The 17,770-nt window shown below is 37.2% G+C and carries 17 protein-coding genes; 10 read left to right on the top strand and 7 right to left on the bottom strand.

Annotated features, from left to right (window positions below; all coding sequences use genetic code 11):
* Positions 1–243, bottom strand: a 243-nt coding sequence (locus tag WFK35_RS10230; protein WP_442892032.1) for an NAD(P)-binding domain-containing protein, incomplete at its 3' end; no start/stop codon positions are given.
* A gap of 60 nt (positions 244–303) precedes the next feature.
* Between WFK35_RS10230 and WFK35_RS10235 the strand changes: the two genes are divergently transcribed.
* Both WFK35_RS10235 and WFK35_RS10240 read left to right on the top strand, forming a co-directional pair.
* The gene (locus tag WFK35_RS10235) at positions 304–930 is read left to right on the top strand and encodes a chloramphenicol acetyltransferase (protein WP_336732572.1); all 627 of its coding nucleotides are present in this window, start codon (positions 304–306) and stop codon (positions 928–930) included.
* 562 nt (positions 931–1,492) lie between these two features.
* A complete protein-coding gene (locus WFK35_RS10240) occupies positions 1,493–1,834 on the top strand; it encodes a helix-turn-helix transcriptional regulator (RefSeq protein ID WP_214589802.1) in 342 nt (113 codons plus the stop codon).
* A 14-nt stretch (positions 1,835–1,848) separates the two neighbouring features.
* Here the strand turns inward: WFK35_RS10240 and WFK35_RS10245 are convergent, their stop codons facing one another.
* Positions 1,849–2,580 (bottom strand): MBL fold metallo-hydrolase, encoded by a 732-nt coding sequence (locus WFK35_RS10245; protein WP_336732573.1) that lies wholly within the window; start codon positions 2,578–2,580, stop codon positions 1,849–1,851.
* Between the two features lie 291 nt (positions 2,581–2,871).
* Between WFK35_RS10245 and WFK35_RS10250 the strand changes: the two genes are divergently transcribed.
* The 3 genes from WFK35_RS10250 to WFK35_RS10260 are packed head-to-tail and all read left to right on the top strand — an operon-like array spanning position 2,872 to position 4,685.
* Positions 2,872–3,570, top strand: a complete 699-nt coding sequence (locus WFK35_RS10250) for a DsbA family oxidoreductase (RefSeq protein WP_336732574.1) — start codon at positions 2,872–2,874, stop codon at positions 3,568–3,570.
* Positions 3,571–3,580: 10 nt separating this feature from the next.
* The gene (locus tag WFK35_RS10255; RefSeq protein WP_336732575.1) at positions 3,581–4,162 is read left to right on the top strand and encodes a 5'-methylthioadenosine/S-adenosylhomocysteine nucleosidase family protein; all 582 of its coding nucleotides are present in this window, start codon (positions 3,581–3,583) and stop codon (positions 4,160–4,162) included.
* A 1-nt stretch (position 4,163) separates the two neighbouring features.
* Entirely contained in the window at positions 4,164–4,685 is a 522-nt protein-coding gene (locus WFK35_RS10260; RefSeq protein WP_336732576.1) for a GNAT family N-acetyltransferase, read from the top strand.
* Between the two features lie 18 nt (positions 4,686–4,703).
* Here the strand turns inward: WFK35_RS10260 and pdeM are convergent, their stop codons facing one another.
* The 5 genes from pdeM to WFK35_RS10285 form a co-directional block, all read right to left on the bottom strand.
* On the bottom strand, positions 4,704–5,348 hold the full coding sequence (gene pdeM, locus WFK35_RS10265; RefSeq protein WP_336732577.1) for a ligase-associated DNA damage response endonuclease PdeM: 645 nt from the start codon (positions 5,346–5,348) through the stop codon (positions 4,704–4,706).
* Positions 5,349–5,483: 135 nt separating this feature from the next.
* A complete protein-coding gene (locus tag WFK35_RS10270) occupies positions 5,484–7,931 on the bottom strand; it encodes a ligase-associated DNA damage response DEXH box helicase (RefSeq protein WP_336732578.1) in 2,448 nt (815 codons plus the stop codon).
* A gap of 487 nt (positions 7,932–8,418) precedes the next feature.
* Positions 8,419–9,999 (bottom strand): ATP-dependent DNA ligase, encoded by a 1,581-nt coding sequence (locus tag WFK35_RS10275; protein WP_336732579.1) that lies wholly within the window; start codon positions 9,997–9,999, stop codon positions 8,419–8,421.
* A gap of 246 nt (positions 10,000–10,245) precedes the next feature.
* Complete coding sequence (locus tag WFK35_RS10280; RefSeq protein WP_336715615.1) at positions 10,246–11,262, bottom strand: ligase-associated DNA damage response exonuclease; 1,017 nt, start codon at positions 11,260–11,262, stop codon at positions 10,246–10,248.
* A gap of 57 nt (positions 11,263–11,319) precedes the next feature.
* Positions 11,320–12,804: an aminotransferase-like domain-containing protein gene (locus WFK35_RS10285; RefSeq protein WP_336732580.1), complete on the bottom strand. Its 1,485-nt coding sequence runs from the start codon at positions 12,802–12,804 to the stop codon at positions 11,320–11,322.
* A gap of 65 nt (positions 12,805–12,869) precedes the next feature.
* Between WFK35_RS10285 and WFK35_RS10290 the strand changes: the two genes are divergently transcribed.
* The 5 genes from WFK35_RS10290 to bioA all read left to right on the top strand — a co-directional run.
* Positions 12,870–13,496, top strand: coding sequence for a hypothetical protein (locus WFK35_RS10290; protein ID WP_442892034.1), 627 nt, complete (start codon positions 12,870–12,872; stop codon positions 13,494–13,496).
* Positions 13,486–14,595, top strand: coding sequence for an aminotransferase class I/II-fold pyridoxal phosphate-dependent enzyme (locus tag WFK35_RS10295; RefSeq protein ID WP_336732581.1), 1,110 nt, complete (start codon positions 13,486–13,488; stop codon positions 14,593–14,595). Before WFK35_RS10290 ends, WFK35_RS10295 begins: the two co-directional genes overlap by 11 nt.
* 97 nt (positions 14,596–14,692) lie before the next feature.
* The gene (gene bioD / locus WFK35_RS10300; protein WP_336732582.1) at positions 14,693–15,343 is read left to right on the top strand and encodes a dethiobiotin synthase; all 651 of its coding nucleotides are present in this window, start codon (positions 14,693–14,695) and stop codon (positions 15,341–15,343) included.
* The gene (gene bioB, locus WFK35_RS10305) at positions 15,340–16,320 is read left to right on the top strand and encodes a biotin synthase BioB (protein WP_235130759.1); all 981 of its coding nucleotides are present in this window, start codon (positions 15,340–15,342) and stop codon (positions 16,318–16,320) included. The genes bioD and bioB overlap by 4 nt, the downstream gene beginning before the upstream one ends.
* A gap of 540 nt (positions 16,321–16,860) precedes the next feature.
* Positions 16,861–17,770: adenosylmethionine--8-amino-7-oxononanoate transaminase (gene bioA / locus WFK35_RS10310; protein ID WP_336732583.1), on the top strand; the 910-nt coding region annotated here is incomplete at its 3' end.

Genomic DNA, 17,770 nt, shown 5'->3' on the forward strand with positions numbered 1-17,770 from the left:
TTTTACGACATCTTCCACCTTATCATAAACAACAGAATTTTCTTTAAAATCTTCCGCCTTTGCCGGAGTTCTGTTGTAAACGGATAACGGAACTCCCGCTTTTTCTAAATTTTTCGCCATAGGATATCCCATATTTCCCAATCCGATAAATCCTGCTTTTTCTTTCATTTCCAATAGTTTTGTTGAATAATAACCTGGAGATTTTACTGCAAATCCTGTACAAAAATACGTTGCCGGAAGCATTTATTTCCTGATAATTTTTATAATTGATAAATCTTGCAGACATTTGCAAAAAATAGAGCAGTGAAGATTATAGATATTGAGAGCTGGAACAGGAAAGAGCATTTCGAATTTTTTTCTAAAATGAAAAGCCCTTATTTCGGATTTACTTCGGAAGTAGACTGTACCAAAGCTTATGATGAGGCGAAAAAGAATAAACAGTCGTTTTTTGCGGCATATCTTTACAAATCCATGATAGCTGTAAACTCTGTAGATGCCCTGAAACTGAGAATTGTAAATGATGAGGTAATTTTATATGATGAGGTTCATGTGGGAAGTACAATTGGCAGGGAAGACGGAACTTTCGGGTTTTCATTCTTTCACTATTCTGAAAATTTTGAAGTTTTTAATGAAAGACTTCAGGAACAGGTAAAAGCCGTACAAAATTCTAAAGGACTCGGAATCAGTAATGATGGTTTGCCGATCAATCATATCAGGCATACTTCTATTCCGTGGACTTCTTTCAGCGCGCTGCTGCATCCTACGAATTTTGATCCTAAAGAATGCATTCCTAAAATCGCCTTCGGAAAATTCAGTAACAGAGAAGGAAAAAAGTTTCTTCCGGTTTCTATAGAAGCGCATCACGGTTTGGCAGACGGTCTCCATCTCGCGCAATATTTTGAAGAATTCCAGAAACAACTGAATCTTTAATTTTTTCAGTCATTTATCCCATATTTCGTTATTAGATTTTAAACAGTCCGGACTAATTTATTTTTCCTGATCACTTTTTTATGTATCAAAGAGGGTAATTTTTTGATTTTCAGAATGCTACAAAGGAAAAAGGTTTTTCAGTTCCGGCTTTAGACTATATTTTCATGTGCAATTGATTGTAATCATAAAAAAAGATGACAAAAACTTCTAGTTTTGTTCACAGTTAATTGAAAATGTCAAAAAAAATATCCCGAAAAATAAGGCTGCCCGAAGAATAACGTGGTATGTATGTGGTATTTTAATTATATAAAATTTTAATCATTTTTTCTTTCTTTGTCTTTGGCTAAAATCTTAATCGTTGTTTTCACGATATTATTTTAAGCATAAATTCAAAAACAAAGAAAAAATAAGCAAATAAATGGTATTGAAATAGTAAAATATTCAAAACTAAAAAATTACTTCAACCGATAAAAAATTAACTGCGGAACCGAAGTAAAAGAGCGTAGAAATTTATGCTGAAGCTTTTTTGGAAAGCGTCAGAAATTAGTAGAGATGAGAAATTATGAAAAACGAAAAGACTGAATTCAATTTAGAAGATTTAAACCAAAAGATTTTTGTACAGGACGAGATTTTAGCATTAGCGAAAGAAAATTCGCCCCGTCTGCTGAATAAATTCAGATTGGTTGAGCCGGATTTCTTCAGTAAATTATCTGCAATCCAGCCCAATCTTAAAAACTCAGAACTTATTTTTTGTATTTATTTAAAACTGAATTTAACGACTAAAGAGATTGCAACGTACACGTTTGTAACTCCCAAAGCAATACAAAACCGTAAGAACAGGCTTCGTAAAAAGCTTAATATTGCTTCTGAGATGGATATTTATAAATGGTTTAATGATCTTTAAACCATTTTTTTTGTTTAAAATTCCAGAACAGCAGTATCCAGATCGTGGTACAATAAAACTTTCCAATGGTTTTCGATAGCTTCTTTTTCCCATTTCATCCTTAAATTCATTGCCTTTTTTCCGTCGAAATCACTTTTGTAAGCCAGATGATATTTTAAATAAGATTGCTGAGGAAGATTATCTGCTCCGTAAAAAACAGTCTCATTTTCTTCTTTCACCCAAAACACCTGCATAAACGGAGTGTGACCTCCGACAACTTCAAACGAAATTTCGTTCGTAATATTTCCCTTGTCTTCATCCATCCAGACAATATTTTCAAGTTCGATCAGCTTTTCAAGCGTATCAAAATCAAAAGAATAATTTCCCCGGTTTTCCATTGCGAAAGCCAGTTCACGCTTCTGGATGTAGATTTCCGCATTCGGAAAGGTAGGTTGAAATCCGTTTTCGGTTCTGGTAATTGTTGTTTCAATATGGTCTTTGTGAAGATGAGAAAGCAAAACTTTGGTAATCTGATCAGAATGAACATTTTCTCTTTCCAGAATTTTTGAAATCACCGTTTTTCCCTCTTCATTTTTCCATCCGATTCCTGCATCCAGAAGAATAGTATCATTTTCTGTAATGATTAAAAAAGGAGTAACAGACATTCTGATTCCTTTAACCGTATCTTTATTTTCTTCAGTTAAAAGCGTAAAATCTTTTGTCTTACTGGTAGAAAAATTTCCTTCTTTCAGTGGTATGATTTTCATGGAGCAAATTTCCTGAATATTTATAAAACAATGAAATATTTCCGTCAATACCTTTCATCAGCAAAACCAATAAATGCAGTAAACTTTTTAGCAGTAAATTGAGTATTTTTGTACTGCTGTTTAAAAAAAACCGGAAAAAAAGAATTTAAAAATAAAAAAACGCTCTGTGTGCTTATTTAAGTGAAATCTAAGATTCGACGTAGTCAAACGACTCTGTGAACTTAAAAACGAATAGCTATTAAAAAAATCTTCGCGCACTTTGCGTTAAAACAGTATAAAAATATATTGAAAATGAAAGTAGAAATCTGGTCGGATGTGATGTGTCCGTTCTGTTATATAGGAAAAAACAATTTTGAAAAAGCACTGGAAAATCTGCCTTTTAAAGATCAGGTAGAAGTGGAGTGGAAAAGTTTTCAGTTAGATCCTACTTTAGACCCGAAAGAAACAAAGACAACTTCCGAATATTTTAAAGAAAAGAAAGGTTTCCCTGAAGCTCAGGCGCAGCAGATGATCGCGCAGGTAAAACAGATGGGAAGCGGAGCCGGAATTGATTTTAATTTCGAAAAAGCATTGATCACCAATACATTTTCCGCTCATAAAATTTTGCATTTAGCTAAAAAATACAATAAGGCAAACGAAATGGAAGAAGCCCTTTTCATTGCTCATTTTGTAGATGGTAAAAATGTAGGAGATGTGGAAACACTGGTTGATCTTGCCGGTTCTTTGGGGATTGATCGGGAAGAAGCTCAGAAAGTTTTAGCTTCCGAAGAGTATAATACTGAAATCAGCAAAGATATTATGGAAGCGAGAAACAATGGCGTTTCCGGCGTTCCGTTTTTCGTACTGAACGGAAAATATGCGGTTTCCGGAGCGCAGCCTGTAGAACTTTTTGCCAGCGCATTGCAGCAGACTTACGATGAAACGGTAACTCCACTGCAAAATCTTTCGGATAACGGAGCTTCTTGTGATGCAGATGGTTGTGAAATTTAAGCTTAATTAAATGATAAAAATAAACGACGAACTTCAGTTTTTGATTGAAGACACTCTTTTTGTTTTTGCTTTGGATTCTGAAGCAGGAAAAGTATTTAACGATAAAAATAAACTGATTACAGGCATCGGAAAAGTAAATGCAGCAATGGAATTAACGAAAGAAATCTATCGTAAACGTCCAAAACTAATCATTAATCTGGGTTCTGCCGGAAGCAAAAGTTTCCATAAAGGAGATGTTGTATGCTGTACAAAATTCATCCAGCGCGATATGGATGTAAGAGGACTTGGTTTCAGCCTGTACGAAACCCCGCTTTCAGGAATTCCGCCCGTTTTGGAATATGGTTTGAAAAGACAGGATCTTCCGGAAGGAATCTGCGGAAGCGGCGACAGTTTTGAGATGAATCATTCGGAAACGGTTTATAATATTGTGGATATGGAAGCTTATCCTCTGGCTTTGATCGCGATGAAGGAAGAAATTCCTTTCCTGTGCCTGAAATATATTTCCGACGATGCAGGAAGTGATGCTGCGGACGATTGGGCTGTTCAGGTTCATCTGGCTTCGGAAGCGTTTAATAAAATTCTGTTTTCGTAAAATGGAGGCAATTATCATTAAAAAAGCTTCTTTAAGTGATCTTGGAATCATTCAGAAAATAGGAAAAGAGACATTTTATGAAACTTTTGCACCTCATAACTCAGAAGAGCAGATTCAGAAGTATCTTACCGAAAGTTTTGCGGAAGAAAAACTGACAAAAGAATTAAATAACTCTCATTCTGAGTTTTATATCGCTTATGATGACGAAAATGTAGTAGCTTATCTGAAAATTAATTTTGGAAATGCACAAACCGAACTTCAGGACGAATCGTCTGTGGAAATTGAAAGAATTTATGTGAAAAGTTCGCACCATGGTAAAAAAGTCGGACAGCTTTTGTACAGCAAAGCTCTGGATATTGCCGTTTCACACCACAAAAAATACATTTGGCTGGGAGTTTGGGAAGAGAATAAACGAGCCGTCAATTTTTATAAGAAGAATGGTTTTGAAGAATTTGACAAGCATATTTTCCGTTTGGGAAATGACGAACAGACTGATCTGATGATGAAGAAAATTTTAGACTGATTTTATTTAAATTTTCTCCTAAATCTCATAAATTTCAGCATCCGTAAATACATAGAATCTTCCTTTTTTAGGGAGATTTTTTGTGTCTAAACCTGTAAATTCACTGAAAGCGGGAAGCAACAATTGATTTTCTGTCACCACAAAACACGGAAGTTTGATTTTTTTAACCACAGAATTAATGACAAATCCGGGATGAATATGTCCTGTAATCTGAAATTTTTCATTCTTTTTCTGAAAATCGTGGACGAATAAAAAATCATCAATATTTAGGGTTTCGTCCTTGAAATTAAGGCAGAGTTTGGCTTCGAGTTTCTTTGAAATTCTGTCGTGATTGCCTTCTACGAGATGAAATTCAAGATTTGGAAATTCATTTTTCCATTCGCAGAATTTGTCTACTCCCGAATTGTCTCCCGCGTGAAGCAGATCGCCGACAACAATAAATTTTTCCGGCTGAAAATATTCGATTAAAACGGATAAACGCTGCAGATCATTTTCAAAAATATGATCGGAAAGCGCAATTCCGTTTTTGCGGAAATGGGCTGTTTTTCCAATGTGAAGATCCGACAGGATCAAGGCTTTTTCTTTTTTCCAGAATAATGCTCTCTGATTGGTTAATGTAAAGACTTCGTCCTGAATGTGGATATTTTTTGTTACTATTTTCATAATTGTTTTCTGATTTCCGCTAACTTTTGTTCTGATGACTAAATTCGCAGCCCGACCTGAGTGGAGCTCTTTTTGTGCAGCATCGCGGAACAAAAAAGCGGGAACGGAGGGCGGATTAAGCTGCCCAGATAAAAATTATTTCCCTTTTTTCGCCTGCTGAATCAGTTTCTGAATTCTCGCATCCAGTCCTTCGCTGGAAAGCGTCTGTCGCAGACTGTCCACTTTTATCGGGAAACTCAGCGGGGTAAAAGTATTGGCAAATTTCAAAATTATTTTTGATTTTTCAATCCGTTTAAAGGCTTCCACCAATCGCTGTTCCTGCAATTGCGCATTAAAAACTTCTGTATAAGCCTGTCTTACAAGAAAATGGTTCGGATCGTAATCTTCGAGAACTTTGAAAATTAATCCTGCCGAACTTTGCAGAGATTTGTTGGAACGCTGTTTTCCTGCATAATTCTGGATCACCATTCCGGAAATGACCGCAATGTCACGGAATTTTCTTCTTGCCATTTCTGCTGAATTGATGCTGGAAATTACATCGGTCATCAGATTTTCCCTGCTCAGAATTTTATGGAGATTTTCTTCATTCAGCGGAATTTCTTTGTCGCTGAACAGTTCAAAACCATAATCATTCATCGCCATTGAAAAGGAAATGGGAGCCAGTTTGGAGATTCTGTACGCAATTAAAGCCGACATCACCTCGTGAACAAGCCGACCTTCAAACGGATACATGAACAGATGGTATCCTTCGCGGTTTTTAATGAGTTCAACCAGAAATTCGTCCTCTTTTGGGATGTGAGATCGTTCTTCCTGATTCATCAGCAAAGGATGCAGAAATTTCAGTTCTTTTTCTGAAGCTTTCGGATTAAGGGCTCCGGATAATTTTTCTCTTAAAAACTGACCTAAATTTGAACTTAAAGGCAGTCTTCCTCCCAGATAACTCGGTGCAAAAGCTTTTCCTTTGGCAGCGCGGACAAAAACCGTCATATCTTTAATCATCGCAACTTCCAGAACTCTTCCTGCCAATATAAATTTTTCGTCTTTTTTGAGTTTTGAAATAAAATATTCTTCCACCATTCCGATATAACCGCCGGAAATGAATTTCACTTTCAGCATCGCATCGCTTACGATAACGCCCATATTCATCCGGTGAAGCATCGCAATTTTTCGGGACGTTACTTTATAAAGACCGTCTTCCTGAATCACGATTTTATGGAATTCTTCATAGCTTTTCAATACACTTCCGCCGATGGTAAGAAAATCGAGAATGCTTTTCCATTCTTCATCCGTCATTTCCTGAAAAGCATATACTTTTTTAATCCTTTCGTACAATTCCTGCGGATAAAATCCGTCACCGACCGCCAAAGTCATTAAAAACTGAACCAAAACATCAAAACACAGAACCTGTGGATCTCTCGGCTCAATCACTTTTTGTTTTACGGCTTCTTTTAAAGCGGCAACTTCAATCAGTTCCAAGGAATGTGTCGGAACACAATAGATTTTTGAAGTTTCAAAAGGGGAGTGACCACTTCGTCCTGCACGCTGCAAAAATCTCGCAACGCCTTTTGCAGAACCAATCTGAATAACGGTATCAACCGGCTTAAAATCAATTCCCAGATCCAAAGAAGAGGTGGAAACGACGGCTTTTAACTTTCCGGAACTTAGATTTTCCTCAATCCAGATTCTCAAATGAGCATCAATCGAACTGTGATGAATGGCAATCTGTCCTGCAAAATCGGGATAGGCTTCAAGTAACAACTGATACCACATTTCACTTTGGCTTCGCGTATTCGTAAAAACAATCGTAGATTTCGATTCTAAAATGATGGGAACAATTTTATTAGCTAATTTTGCACCTAAATGTCCCGCCCACGGAAGAATTTCCACTTCATCCGGAAAAACGGGAAGAATATCAATTTTCTTCTGTTCTTTGGCGGTAATTTTTGTTTTTTTAATATCATACGGAATTAAAACATCCATCGCTTCATCCAGATTTCCGATAGTTGCTGTAATTCCCCAGATTTTCATTTTAGGAGCATATTTTGTGAGCTGGGAAATGCCCAATTCCACCATTACACCACGTTTTGAACCGAGCAATTCGTGCCATTCGTCGACAACGATGGTTTTCAGTTCCTTAAAAAAGCGTTCGTGATTTTTCTGCCCGAGAAGAAGATGTAAGCTTTCCGGTGTCACCACAAGAATTTCAGGCATATTTTTTACCTGTTGCTGCCGTACTTTCTGATCTGTGTCGCCGTTTCTTACTCCAACTGCCCAATCCAGTCCGATTTCGTCAATGGCCTCCTGCATCGCTTTGGCAATGTCTTTGGACAGTGATCGGAGCGGTGTGATCCAGATCATTTTTAAACCTTTTCCATATTGTTCAGGATGGTTTAAAAAGTGGATTAGCAATGCTAAGAAAACAGAAAATGTTTTCCCGAAACCGGTCGGAGCAATGACCATTCCGCTGTAGCCGTTCTCAAATTTCTGCCACGTATCGATCTGAAATTTAAAAGGGGAATTGCCTTTATCCGCCATCCACTGCTGAATGACTTTAAAGCCGTTGGTATTTTCGAAGTTGCTCAAATTATTTCTTTTTATTTATCGCAAAGTCAAACAAAGGATTATAAAAATCATCTTTTTAAAGATAAACAATGGCATTTCATTTATCAAAGAAATACAAATTATATTTCCTTGATAAGCGAAGCGGCTTAGTTTAACATTTAGTAAGCAAAGTATAAAAAAAATTGTTTCTCCTTGCGATTAATTTATTACTGTATTAATTTTTTTATTTCTTCCAGATCATCAATCTCATCCACCGTTTTATACTTTCGCCATCCACTGATGAATGACTTTGAAACCGTTGGTATTTTCGAAGTTGCTCAAATTATTTCTTTTTATTTATCGCAAAGTCAAACAAGGGATTATAAAATTCATCTTTTTAAAGATAGACAATGGCATTTCATTTATCAAGGAAATACAAATTGTGTTTCCTTGATAAGCGAAGCGGCTTAGTTTAACATTTAGTAAGCAAAGTATAAAAAAAAAATTGTTTCTCCTTGCGATTAATTTATTACTGTATTAATTTTTTTATTTCTTCCAGATCATCAATTTCATCTACCGTTTTATCTTTTCGCCATCGTAAAATTCTTGGAAAACGCAGTGCAACACCACTTTTATGACGGTTGCTGAAGCCGATTCCTTCAAAAGCAATTTCAAAAACCAATTCAGCTTTTACTGTTCGAACGGGGCCGAATTTTTCAATGGCATTCTTATTCACAAATTTACTGACTTCCATAATTTCTTTATCCGTTAATCCGGAATATGCTTTAGCAATGGTGACCAATTTATCTTCGTTTTTCACAGCGAAGGTGTAATCGGTGTAGTATGCGCTTCGTCTTCCGCTTCCTTTTTGGGCGTAAATCAGAACCGCATCAATCGTTAAAGGACTGATTTTCCATTTCCACCAATCGCCTTTTTTTCGTCCGGAATGATAAGGTGAATTTTTCTGTTTCAGCATCAAACCCTCACTGTTAATGTCCCTTGAATTTTCTCTGATTTGATTTAATTCTTCCCAGTTTTCAAATTCTATTGATTCGGAAATTTTGATATTTTCAGGGTTTTCATTCAATAATAATTCTTCCAGCATGGCACGTCTTGCGGAGATGGGCTTTTCACGCAAATCGTTTCCTTCCAGTTCTAAAAGATCATAGGCAAAGACTTCGATCGGAATTTCGGAAAGCATTTTCTTTGTTAATGTCTTTCGATTGAGACGTTTTTGTAATTCGTTAAAATTTAAAACTTTATCGTCTTTTACCGCGAGAATTTCGCCGTCAATTACAAAATTTCCGCTCATTTGCTGAACGGTTTCTGCGATTTCGGGAAACTGTTGCGTCACCAGTTCTTCTCCTCTCGACCAAATGAAAACTTCATCATTACGCTTGATAATCTGTCCGCGGATTCCGTCCCATTTGTATTCAATCAGCCATTCATCGGATTTTCCGAGTTCTTCCAAATCTTTTTCCAATGGATAAGCCAGACAAAAAGGATAGGGTTTTGAATTATCGGGATTTACATTTTCAGCCGAAATTAACTCCTGAAATGAAGCATCTGTCGGCTGCCATTTTCCCATTAAACTGTGCATCAATGCGCTGGATTCCTGTCCGGAAAACTTCGTCAGAGCATTAATCAAAGTTTTATCTGAAACCCCGATTCTGAAACTTCCACCCAATAATTTATTGAAAATCAGCCGTTCCGTGTAATGCAAACCATTCCAAGAAGTCAGGACAAATTCTTTTTTCTCAGCGTCAGTTTTAGTTTTTAGATTAATGATGTCATTCATCCAATCTGATAAAGAATGTTCAATTTTTTTCGTGGGCGGCGGAAGAATCAAGGAAATGGTTTCTCCTAAATCTCCGACTGAAGAGTAGCTTTCCTGAAACAGCCAGAACGGTAATTTTGTAATTTCCAAAGCCCATTCTTTCATATAGTTGGTGTTCACATTCCGCTTGGGTCTTTTGCCTGTAAACAAAGCAATAAACCAGACTTTATCTTCATCAGGCGCACGTTCCAGGTAATCGATGATGGCATCGATTTTTGCATTGGTCTTATTGGTGCTTTCGAGCGCATTGATCAGTTCTGCGAAATGTTTCATAAATTTTAATTGGCGTTTTTTAAACGTATGTTAACAATTTTTTGGGCAGCTTAATCCGTCTTCCACTCCCGCTTTTTTGTTCCGCTTTGCTCCACAAAAGGAGCTCCGTTCAAGCCGGGCTGCGTGCAATTCGGCGTTAATTATGATGGGCTATTAACAGGTCGCTCCTACGGAGCTCCGCCTTATCATTTTGTTTTTTCTATTAACAGTAAGCTCCTACGGAGCTTTCCTGCATCGCTATAATTATTAGTCTTTAATAATTTCTTTCTCTTTTTCTTCCTCATCATCATCGCCGTAAAGCGTTTCCACCACATCAGATTTAATACCAATTTCATTTAGATATTTAGAAAAAACTTCGGTCTGTCCGTGCGTAACGTGAACGATTTCAGCTTCGGTAGCTTTTATAGCCTGTAACAAACCTTTCCAGTCGGCGTGATCGCTCATCGGAAAACCTGCATCGGCACTCCGCCATCGTCTTGCACCGCGAACCTGCATCCATCCGGAACAAATTGCCGTTGCTGCATCCGGAATTTTTTTGATGACATTGGAATCCAGCAGAGCGGGCGGAACAATCACAATATCTCCTGCAACGTGCTTGATGCTTTCTCTGAAATCGGGAATTTCATAATCAGGGAGTACGATTCCGACTTCTTCAAAGGCTTTATTTAGTTTTCCAATCGAGTAGTGAACGTGGATTTTTCCCATTCCTTCAACCGCCTTCATTACGCGTTGTGCTTTTCCCAGAGAATAACCGATGAAAACAGAGGTTTTTTGATTTTCCTGATTTCTGAGAACCCAGTTCTGGAGTTTTTTATTCAGATCCGGAACTTCCAGCCAGTTGTAAATAGGCAGTCCGAAAGTGCTTTCGGTAACGAATTCATTACATCTTACTAGTTCGAAAGGGGTACTTAATCCATCATCCTGAACTTTATAGTCTCCTGAAACCACGCTTACATAGCCTTTGTATTCCAACCGGATCTGCGCAGAGCCGATGATATGACCAGCAGGATGAAGTGAAACTTTTACACCGTTAATATTGATGACTTCTCCATATTCCACGCTCTGAACTTCAAGATCTTCACTGATTCTCTTGTGCAGAATAGGTTTGGTAAAATGATGACACAAGTATTTTTTCATTCCCCAACGTGCGTGATCGGCGTGTCCGTGCGTAATGACAGCCAAATCAACCGGTCGCCAAGGATCAATATAAAATTTTCCCTGCGGACAATAAATGCCTTTATTTGTGAATGTGATAAGTTTCAATGGTGCAATTTTGTTATTTTTTACATTCAAAAATCTAACCAATATATTTAAAAATCTTTAATGAAGCATCTTTTTCACATGATCCGTTACTATTTCAACCGATTTTTCCATTTCTGTGGTATTGAGGTTTCCAAATCCTAAACGGATGGCGGTTAGATTTTTATTCTGATAAAGTAAGGTTTTAGGAATAAATAAATTGTTTTGCGCACAGTTTTTAGAAAGCTGCATTAAATTGATAGGAATTTGCCATTCTGCCCAGACCGCAAGTCCGCCCGACGGTTTTTCAAATTGTATATAATTTCCTAAGTTTTCCTTAATCAGATGAATAAAATAATCTCTTCTTTCCTGATAAATTTTTAATGATTTTTTCAGATATCGGTTAATTTCTCCTTCGGCAATCATTTCACCCAAAACGTGCTCCATTAAAATATCACCCTGTCTGTCGATAATTCCCAGATGTTTTCTCATTTCAGACATCAGATTTTCGGGAGCGACAATAAATCCTGTCCGAAAACCGGGAGCCAGAGATTTTCCGAAAGAACCGATGTAAATCACCATTCCGTTCGTATCTGCGCTTGCAAGCGGAAGAAGTGGACTTTTGTCATAATGAAAATCGTAATCGTAATCGTCTTCCAGAATAATAAAGCCAAATTCATTTGCAAGATTCAGCAGTTCCAATCTGCGCTGCGCGCTCAACGTAACAGTTGTAGGATAATGATGATGTGGTGTAAGATACAGCATTCTCACTTTTTGCTGTTGACAAATTTTTCTGACTTCTTCGGTGTTAATTCCTTCACTGTCAATGGGTACTGATTTTATTTTCACCCCTGCTTTTTGAAAAATCATGTTCACCGAGAAATAGCTCAGTTCTGCAACTAAAACAATATCCCCTTCAGATAAAAGAATTTCCGAAGCAATGTAAATGCTCATTTCTGTGCTTCTTGTGATGAGAAGGTTATTTTTAGAAATAGGCAGTCCTCTGGATAAATTTAAATATTTTGAAAGATTTTCTTTAAAAAATTCACTTCCATCCTGATTGTACTGTCCGATTTTATGCGCCTTTCTTTTCAAAATTGAACTGTAAATTCTGGAATGCTGATCGATCTGAGTTAAGCGGATGTCGGGAATTCCGTCATTAAAAATGTATTCACAATTGGAATATTCAAAAGGATTATCTAAAATATTGGATGTTTTGAAGGTAAATCCTGTTGATTTCGGATAATTTTCGAGCTGAATTTTTTGTAAATTTTTCGATTCCAAAAACTGATACTGATCTTTTCCGATGATAAAAGTTCCTTTGTTGGGAAGACTTTCCACCCATCCCTGAGAAAACAGCTCTTCGTATACAGAAACAATAGTATTTCTGTGAACATTCAGCATTTCGCTTAGCATTCTTGTTCCCGGAAGTTTGGTTCCGAATGGCAAAAAACCGCGCTGAATGGCATTAATAAGCTGATTGGAAATCTGCATGTAAATAGAAACTTCGGAATTTCTATTGATTTTTATGAAACTCTGATAAGGAATTTTAACCGGACTATCCATAATCTTAAAACTGGCACCATACAACCATCCGGCAATATACTACTTTTGAAGCAAAACAAAAAAGAATGGAATTGTACAGTCTTTTAGAAAAAATTGTTCAGCAAAATGAAACACACGCAAAATGGCTGAATACGCTTTCCTTTATGGAAAATGCAGGAGCCAGAAAAATTTCAGCTTGCGAACATCCGACTAACGTGAGTTTGATACAGCTAAAGCACGCTGCGGAAGAACATCGCCACGCTTATTATCTTAAAAAGCAGATCCTGAAAATTGATCCTGAATTCTGCAGAACGTACAATAGCAATGAACTTTTAGCCGCAACGGCAACGAGACAATATCTTCATTCTCTCGACATTAAAGCGTGTAAATATCTTCAGCAGAATTTCAATCTCAGCAAAGAAGAATTAAAATATGCGGCGTATCTGTTTGTAACATATGCTATTGAAGTTCGTGCCGATGAATTATATCCTGTTTATCAGGAAATTCTGACAAAATATACCTCAAAAATTATGGTAAAATCAATTATTTTGGAGGAAGAAGGACATTTGGAGGAAATGATTCATCAGTTGGACGAATTTTCGGTAGACTGGAAAATTCATGCAGAAATTGTTTTAGAGATTGAAAAAGATCTCCATAGCCAATGGATTGATGCCATTTCAAAAGAGATTTTACAGGTAAATTATGCTGAATAATTTTCGCCATTTTCAGGAAGCCTTAGACAAAAGAAAAGAATGCGGAACCTTACGGGTTTTAAAATCTCAAAAGGAAGGAGTGGATTTTTATTCCAACGATTATTTGGGATTGGCAGGAAATAAAGATTTTCAGCAGATTTTATTAAAAAAAATCAACGAAAATCCGGAATTACTGAAAGGAAGTACCGGTTCCAGACTGATCAGCGGAAATAGTTCAACTGTTGCTGAAACAGAAGAATCTATAGCCAAAGAACATCAATACGAATCGGCCTTGCTTTTTTCTTCTGGTTATAATGCCAATCTGGCTCTGTTTTCAACGCTTCCGACCCGTCATGATACCATAATTGTGGATGAAAAAATTCATCGTTCTGTTCATGATGCATGTAAGATGTCGAATGCTAAAAAACTGAAATTCAAGCATAATGATGTTGAAGATTTAGAAAGAATTCTGAAAAAGCAAACCGGACTTTCCTATGTTGCAGTTGAAAGCCTGTATTCGATGGACGGAGATATTGCTCCTTTGAAAGAAATTGCAGAAATCACAGTAAAATACAAGGCTCAGTTAATTGTGGATGAAGCCCATGCTTTTGGTGTTTTTGGAAACGGTTTGGTGAGTGAGTTTAATCTACAGGAAAAAGTTCTGGCAACGGTTGTAACCTATGGAAAAGCAATGGGGACGCATGGTGCGGCGATTTTAACGAATGATTTAATTAAATCTTATCTCGTCAATTTTGCATCCCCTTTTATCTATACGACTTCAGCGCACGATTTTCTATGGATGAGTATTTTTAGCGGATATGAATTTTTAAAAGCAAACGGTAGATTATCCATTCAACTTCAGGAAAACATTAAAATTTTTCGTGAACAGAATTTGGTTACTCCGTCATGTGAAAACAGTCCAATTCAGGCGATTATTATTCCGGATAATCGTCAGTTGAAAACTGTACAGAATGCTTTATCGGAAAGTGGATTTTTAACGTATGCAGTTTTCAGTCCGACGGTAAAAGAAGGAACGGAAAGGCTGAGGATTTGTCTTCACAGTTTTAATACAGAAGAGGAAATTTTGAAGTTAACTGGGATTATTAAAGAATTTGTTTAAAACGTAAATGTCATTCAATCGCGAAATTACGATTCTATTGATTATCAATAAAGAATAGATTTCTCCTTCGTCGAAATGACAAGAAAACATTGAAATAATGAACATTGAATTAGAAATACAAAATATGAATCAGAAAACACTCTTCGTCACGGGAATCGGGACAGAAGTCGGAAAAACGGTTTGTTCGGCGGTTTTAACCAAATATTTTGAGGCAGAGTATTGGAAACCGGTTCAGTCCGGAGATCTGGATAACTCTGATACGATGAAAATTAAAAACTGGGTAGGAAAGCATACGGTTTGCCATCCGGAAAAGTATCGTTTTAAATTGGCTGCATCACCGCATCAATCAGCAAAGGAAGAAGGAGTTCTGATTGATCTGAATGAATTTAAACTTCCTGAAACACAGAATCATTTAATCATAGAAGGAGCGGGAGGATTGATGGTTCCGCTGAATGATAATGAATTTATAATTGATTTAATTGAAAAACTGAACGTTCCCGCTGCTTTGGTTGTGAAGAATTATTTAGGCTGCATCAATCATACATTGTTGTCTGTTTTAGTTTTAAACCAAAAGAAAATTAAACTGAAATATTTAATTCTCAACGGAAATTTTCCACCGGACACGGAAAGGGTTATTTGTGAAAATATTCCACAGGAAACTGAAATTATAAGAATTCCTGACCTTGAAAATATAACAGAAGAAAGTATAGAAAATATTGCAAAACAATTAGAAAAAATAGAATCATGAATAAGAATCAACTAAGAAACGACTGGACGAAGGAGGAAATAGAAGAAATTTATAATCTTCCACTTCTGGAACTTGTTTACAAAGCTGCAACAGTTCATCGTGAGTGGCATAATCCTGAAGAAGTTCAGATGTCGACATTGCTTTCAATTAAAACAGGAGGCTGTCCGGAAGACTGTTCGTATTGCGGACAGGCAGCGCGTTATCATACGAATATTAAAGTTCAGGCTTTACTGCCGACAGAAACGGTCATAGAACACGCGAAAAAAGCAAAAGAAGGCGGTTCGTCGCGCTTCTGTATGGCTGCGGCGTGGAGAGAAGTGCGTGACAATCGTGATTTCGACCGTGTTATTGATATGGTAAAAGGGGTGAATGAACTTGGACTGGAAGTGTGCTGTACGTTGGGAATGTTAACGGAAGATCAGGCAAAACGCCTTCAGGAAGCAGGTTTGTATGCATATAATCACAATCTGGATACTTCTGAGGAATATTACGACGAAATTATTTCCACAAGAACGTTCGACAATAGAATCAATACCATTAATAATGTAAGAAAAGCCGGAATTACGGTTTGTTCGGGAGGAATTATCGGATTGGGAGAAACGCCAAAGGACCGGATTTCGATGCTTTTAACATTGGCAACAATGCCGAAACATCCGGAATCTGTCCCGATCAATGCATTGGCAAGAGTGGAAGGAACGCCGCTTCAGGATAACGAAAAAACGAATACCTGGGAAATGGTAAGAATGATCGCCACAGCAAGAATTGTAATGCCTTCATCAATGGTTCGTCTAAGCGCAGGAAGAATAGAAATGACTGAATTTGAGCAGGGATGGTGTTTCATGGCGGGAGCGAATTCGATCTTTACCGGAGAACGGGAAACGCTTCTGGTAACACCAAATCCGGGCGTTTCTGAGGATATGCAGATGCTGCAGACTTTGGGATTAAAGCCGATGATGAAGGAGAAAACGATGTGCTGAAAAGTGAATGGTGAAAAGTGAATGGTCAATAGTCAATCGTGAATTTTTGGAGTGTGAAAATAACAATTCAGTATTGAATTCTATTCATACTTTTAGTACTTATAAAGTAAAGAATGATTAAACGCAAAGAAAATGCTTTGTTTTTATCCATAAGTAAAGCAAAGAAATTTCCGTCAAAGACGGATGATGAAGCGTTTGCTTAATTGCAGATGAAATCTGCTTGACTTTGCTTAGCTTGAAATATTAACTTAGAAATAGAATCTTTGCGTTTACAATTTATGATTGACAATTCAGCATTGAATTTTCAGTACTTATCTATTAATATAAAGAATGATTAAACGCAAAGAAAAATGTTTTGTTTTAATAATGAGTAAAGCAAAGAAATTTCCGTCAGAGACGGATGATGAAGCGTTTGCTTAATGGCAGATGAAATCTGCTTCACTTTGCTTAAAATATTAATTTAGAAATAAAGTCTTTGCGTTTGAACTTGACGATTGACAATTCATCATTGATAAAATTAAATATTACGAACAATTATTTATGAATTTACAAGAGCGCGACAGAGCCGTCAACTGGCATCCTTACACGCAGATGAAAACAGCGGAAGATGCAATCCCGATCGTGAAAGGAAGCGGAATTTATCTTTATGATGAAGACGGAAAAAAATACATCGATGCAGTGGCTTCGTGGTGGGTTACGCTTCACGGCCATGCGAATCTGTACATTGCACAAAGAGTTTCTGAGCAGTTGAATACGCTGGAACAGGTTATTTTTGCAGGATTTACGCACGAACCAGCCATTCAGCTTTCGGAAAATTTATTAAAGTTGCTGCCTGAAAATCAGGAGAAGGTTTTTTATTCGGATAACGGTTCTACTGCGGTGGAAGTGGCGCTGAAAATGTGTATTCAGTTCTGGCATAATCAGGGAAAAGAAAAGACGAAAATTCTGGCTTTTAAAGAGGCTTATCATGGCGATACTTTCGGAGCGATGTCGGTGAGCGGGAGAAGTGTCTGGACCAAACCTTTCGGGGAAATGCTTTTTGAAGTGATCTTTATTGATCCGCCGACTTCCGGGAATATTGAGGATTTAAAAGCCATCATAAAAAATCATGCTGAAGAAATTGCGTGCTTCATTTACGAACCGCTGATTCAGGGAGCCGCGGGAATGTTGATGCACAAAGCCGAAAATTTATCAGAACTGATGAAATTTTGCAGAGAAAACGGAATTTTAATGATTCAGGATGAAGTTTTTACAGGTTTCGGGAGAACCGGAAAGCTGTTTGCGGCAAATTATCTTTCGGAAAAACCGGATATCATGTGTTTTTCAAAAGGACTTACAGGCGGAACAATGCCGATGGGAATTACAACTTCTTCACAAGAGATTTTCGACGCGTTTTTGTCGGATGACAAATATAAGACCTTGTTTCATGGTCATTCTTTCACGGCAAATC

This window comes from Chryseobacterium sp. VD8 (assembly GCF_037149975.1).
Lineage (GTDB): Bacteria > Bacteroidota > Bacteroidia > Flavobacteriales > Weeksellaceae > Chryseobacterium > Chryseobacterium indicum.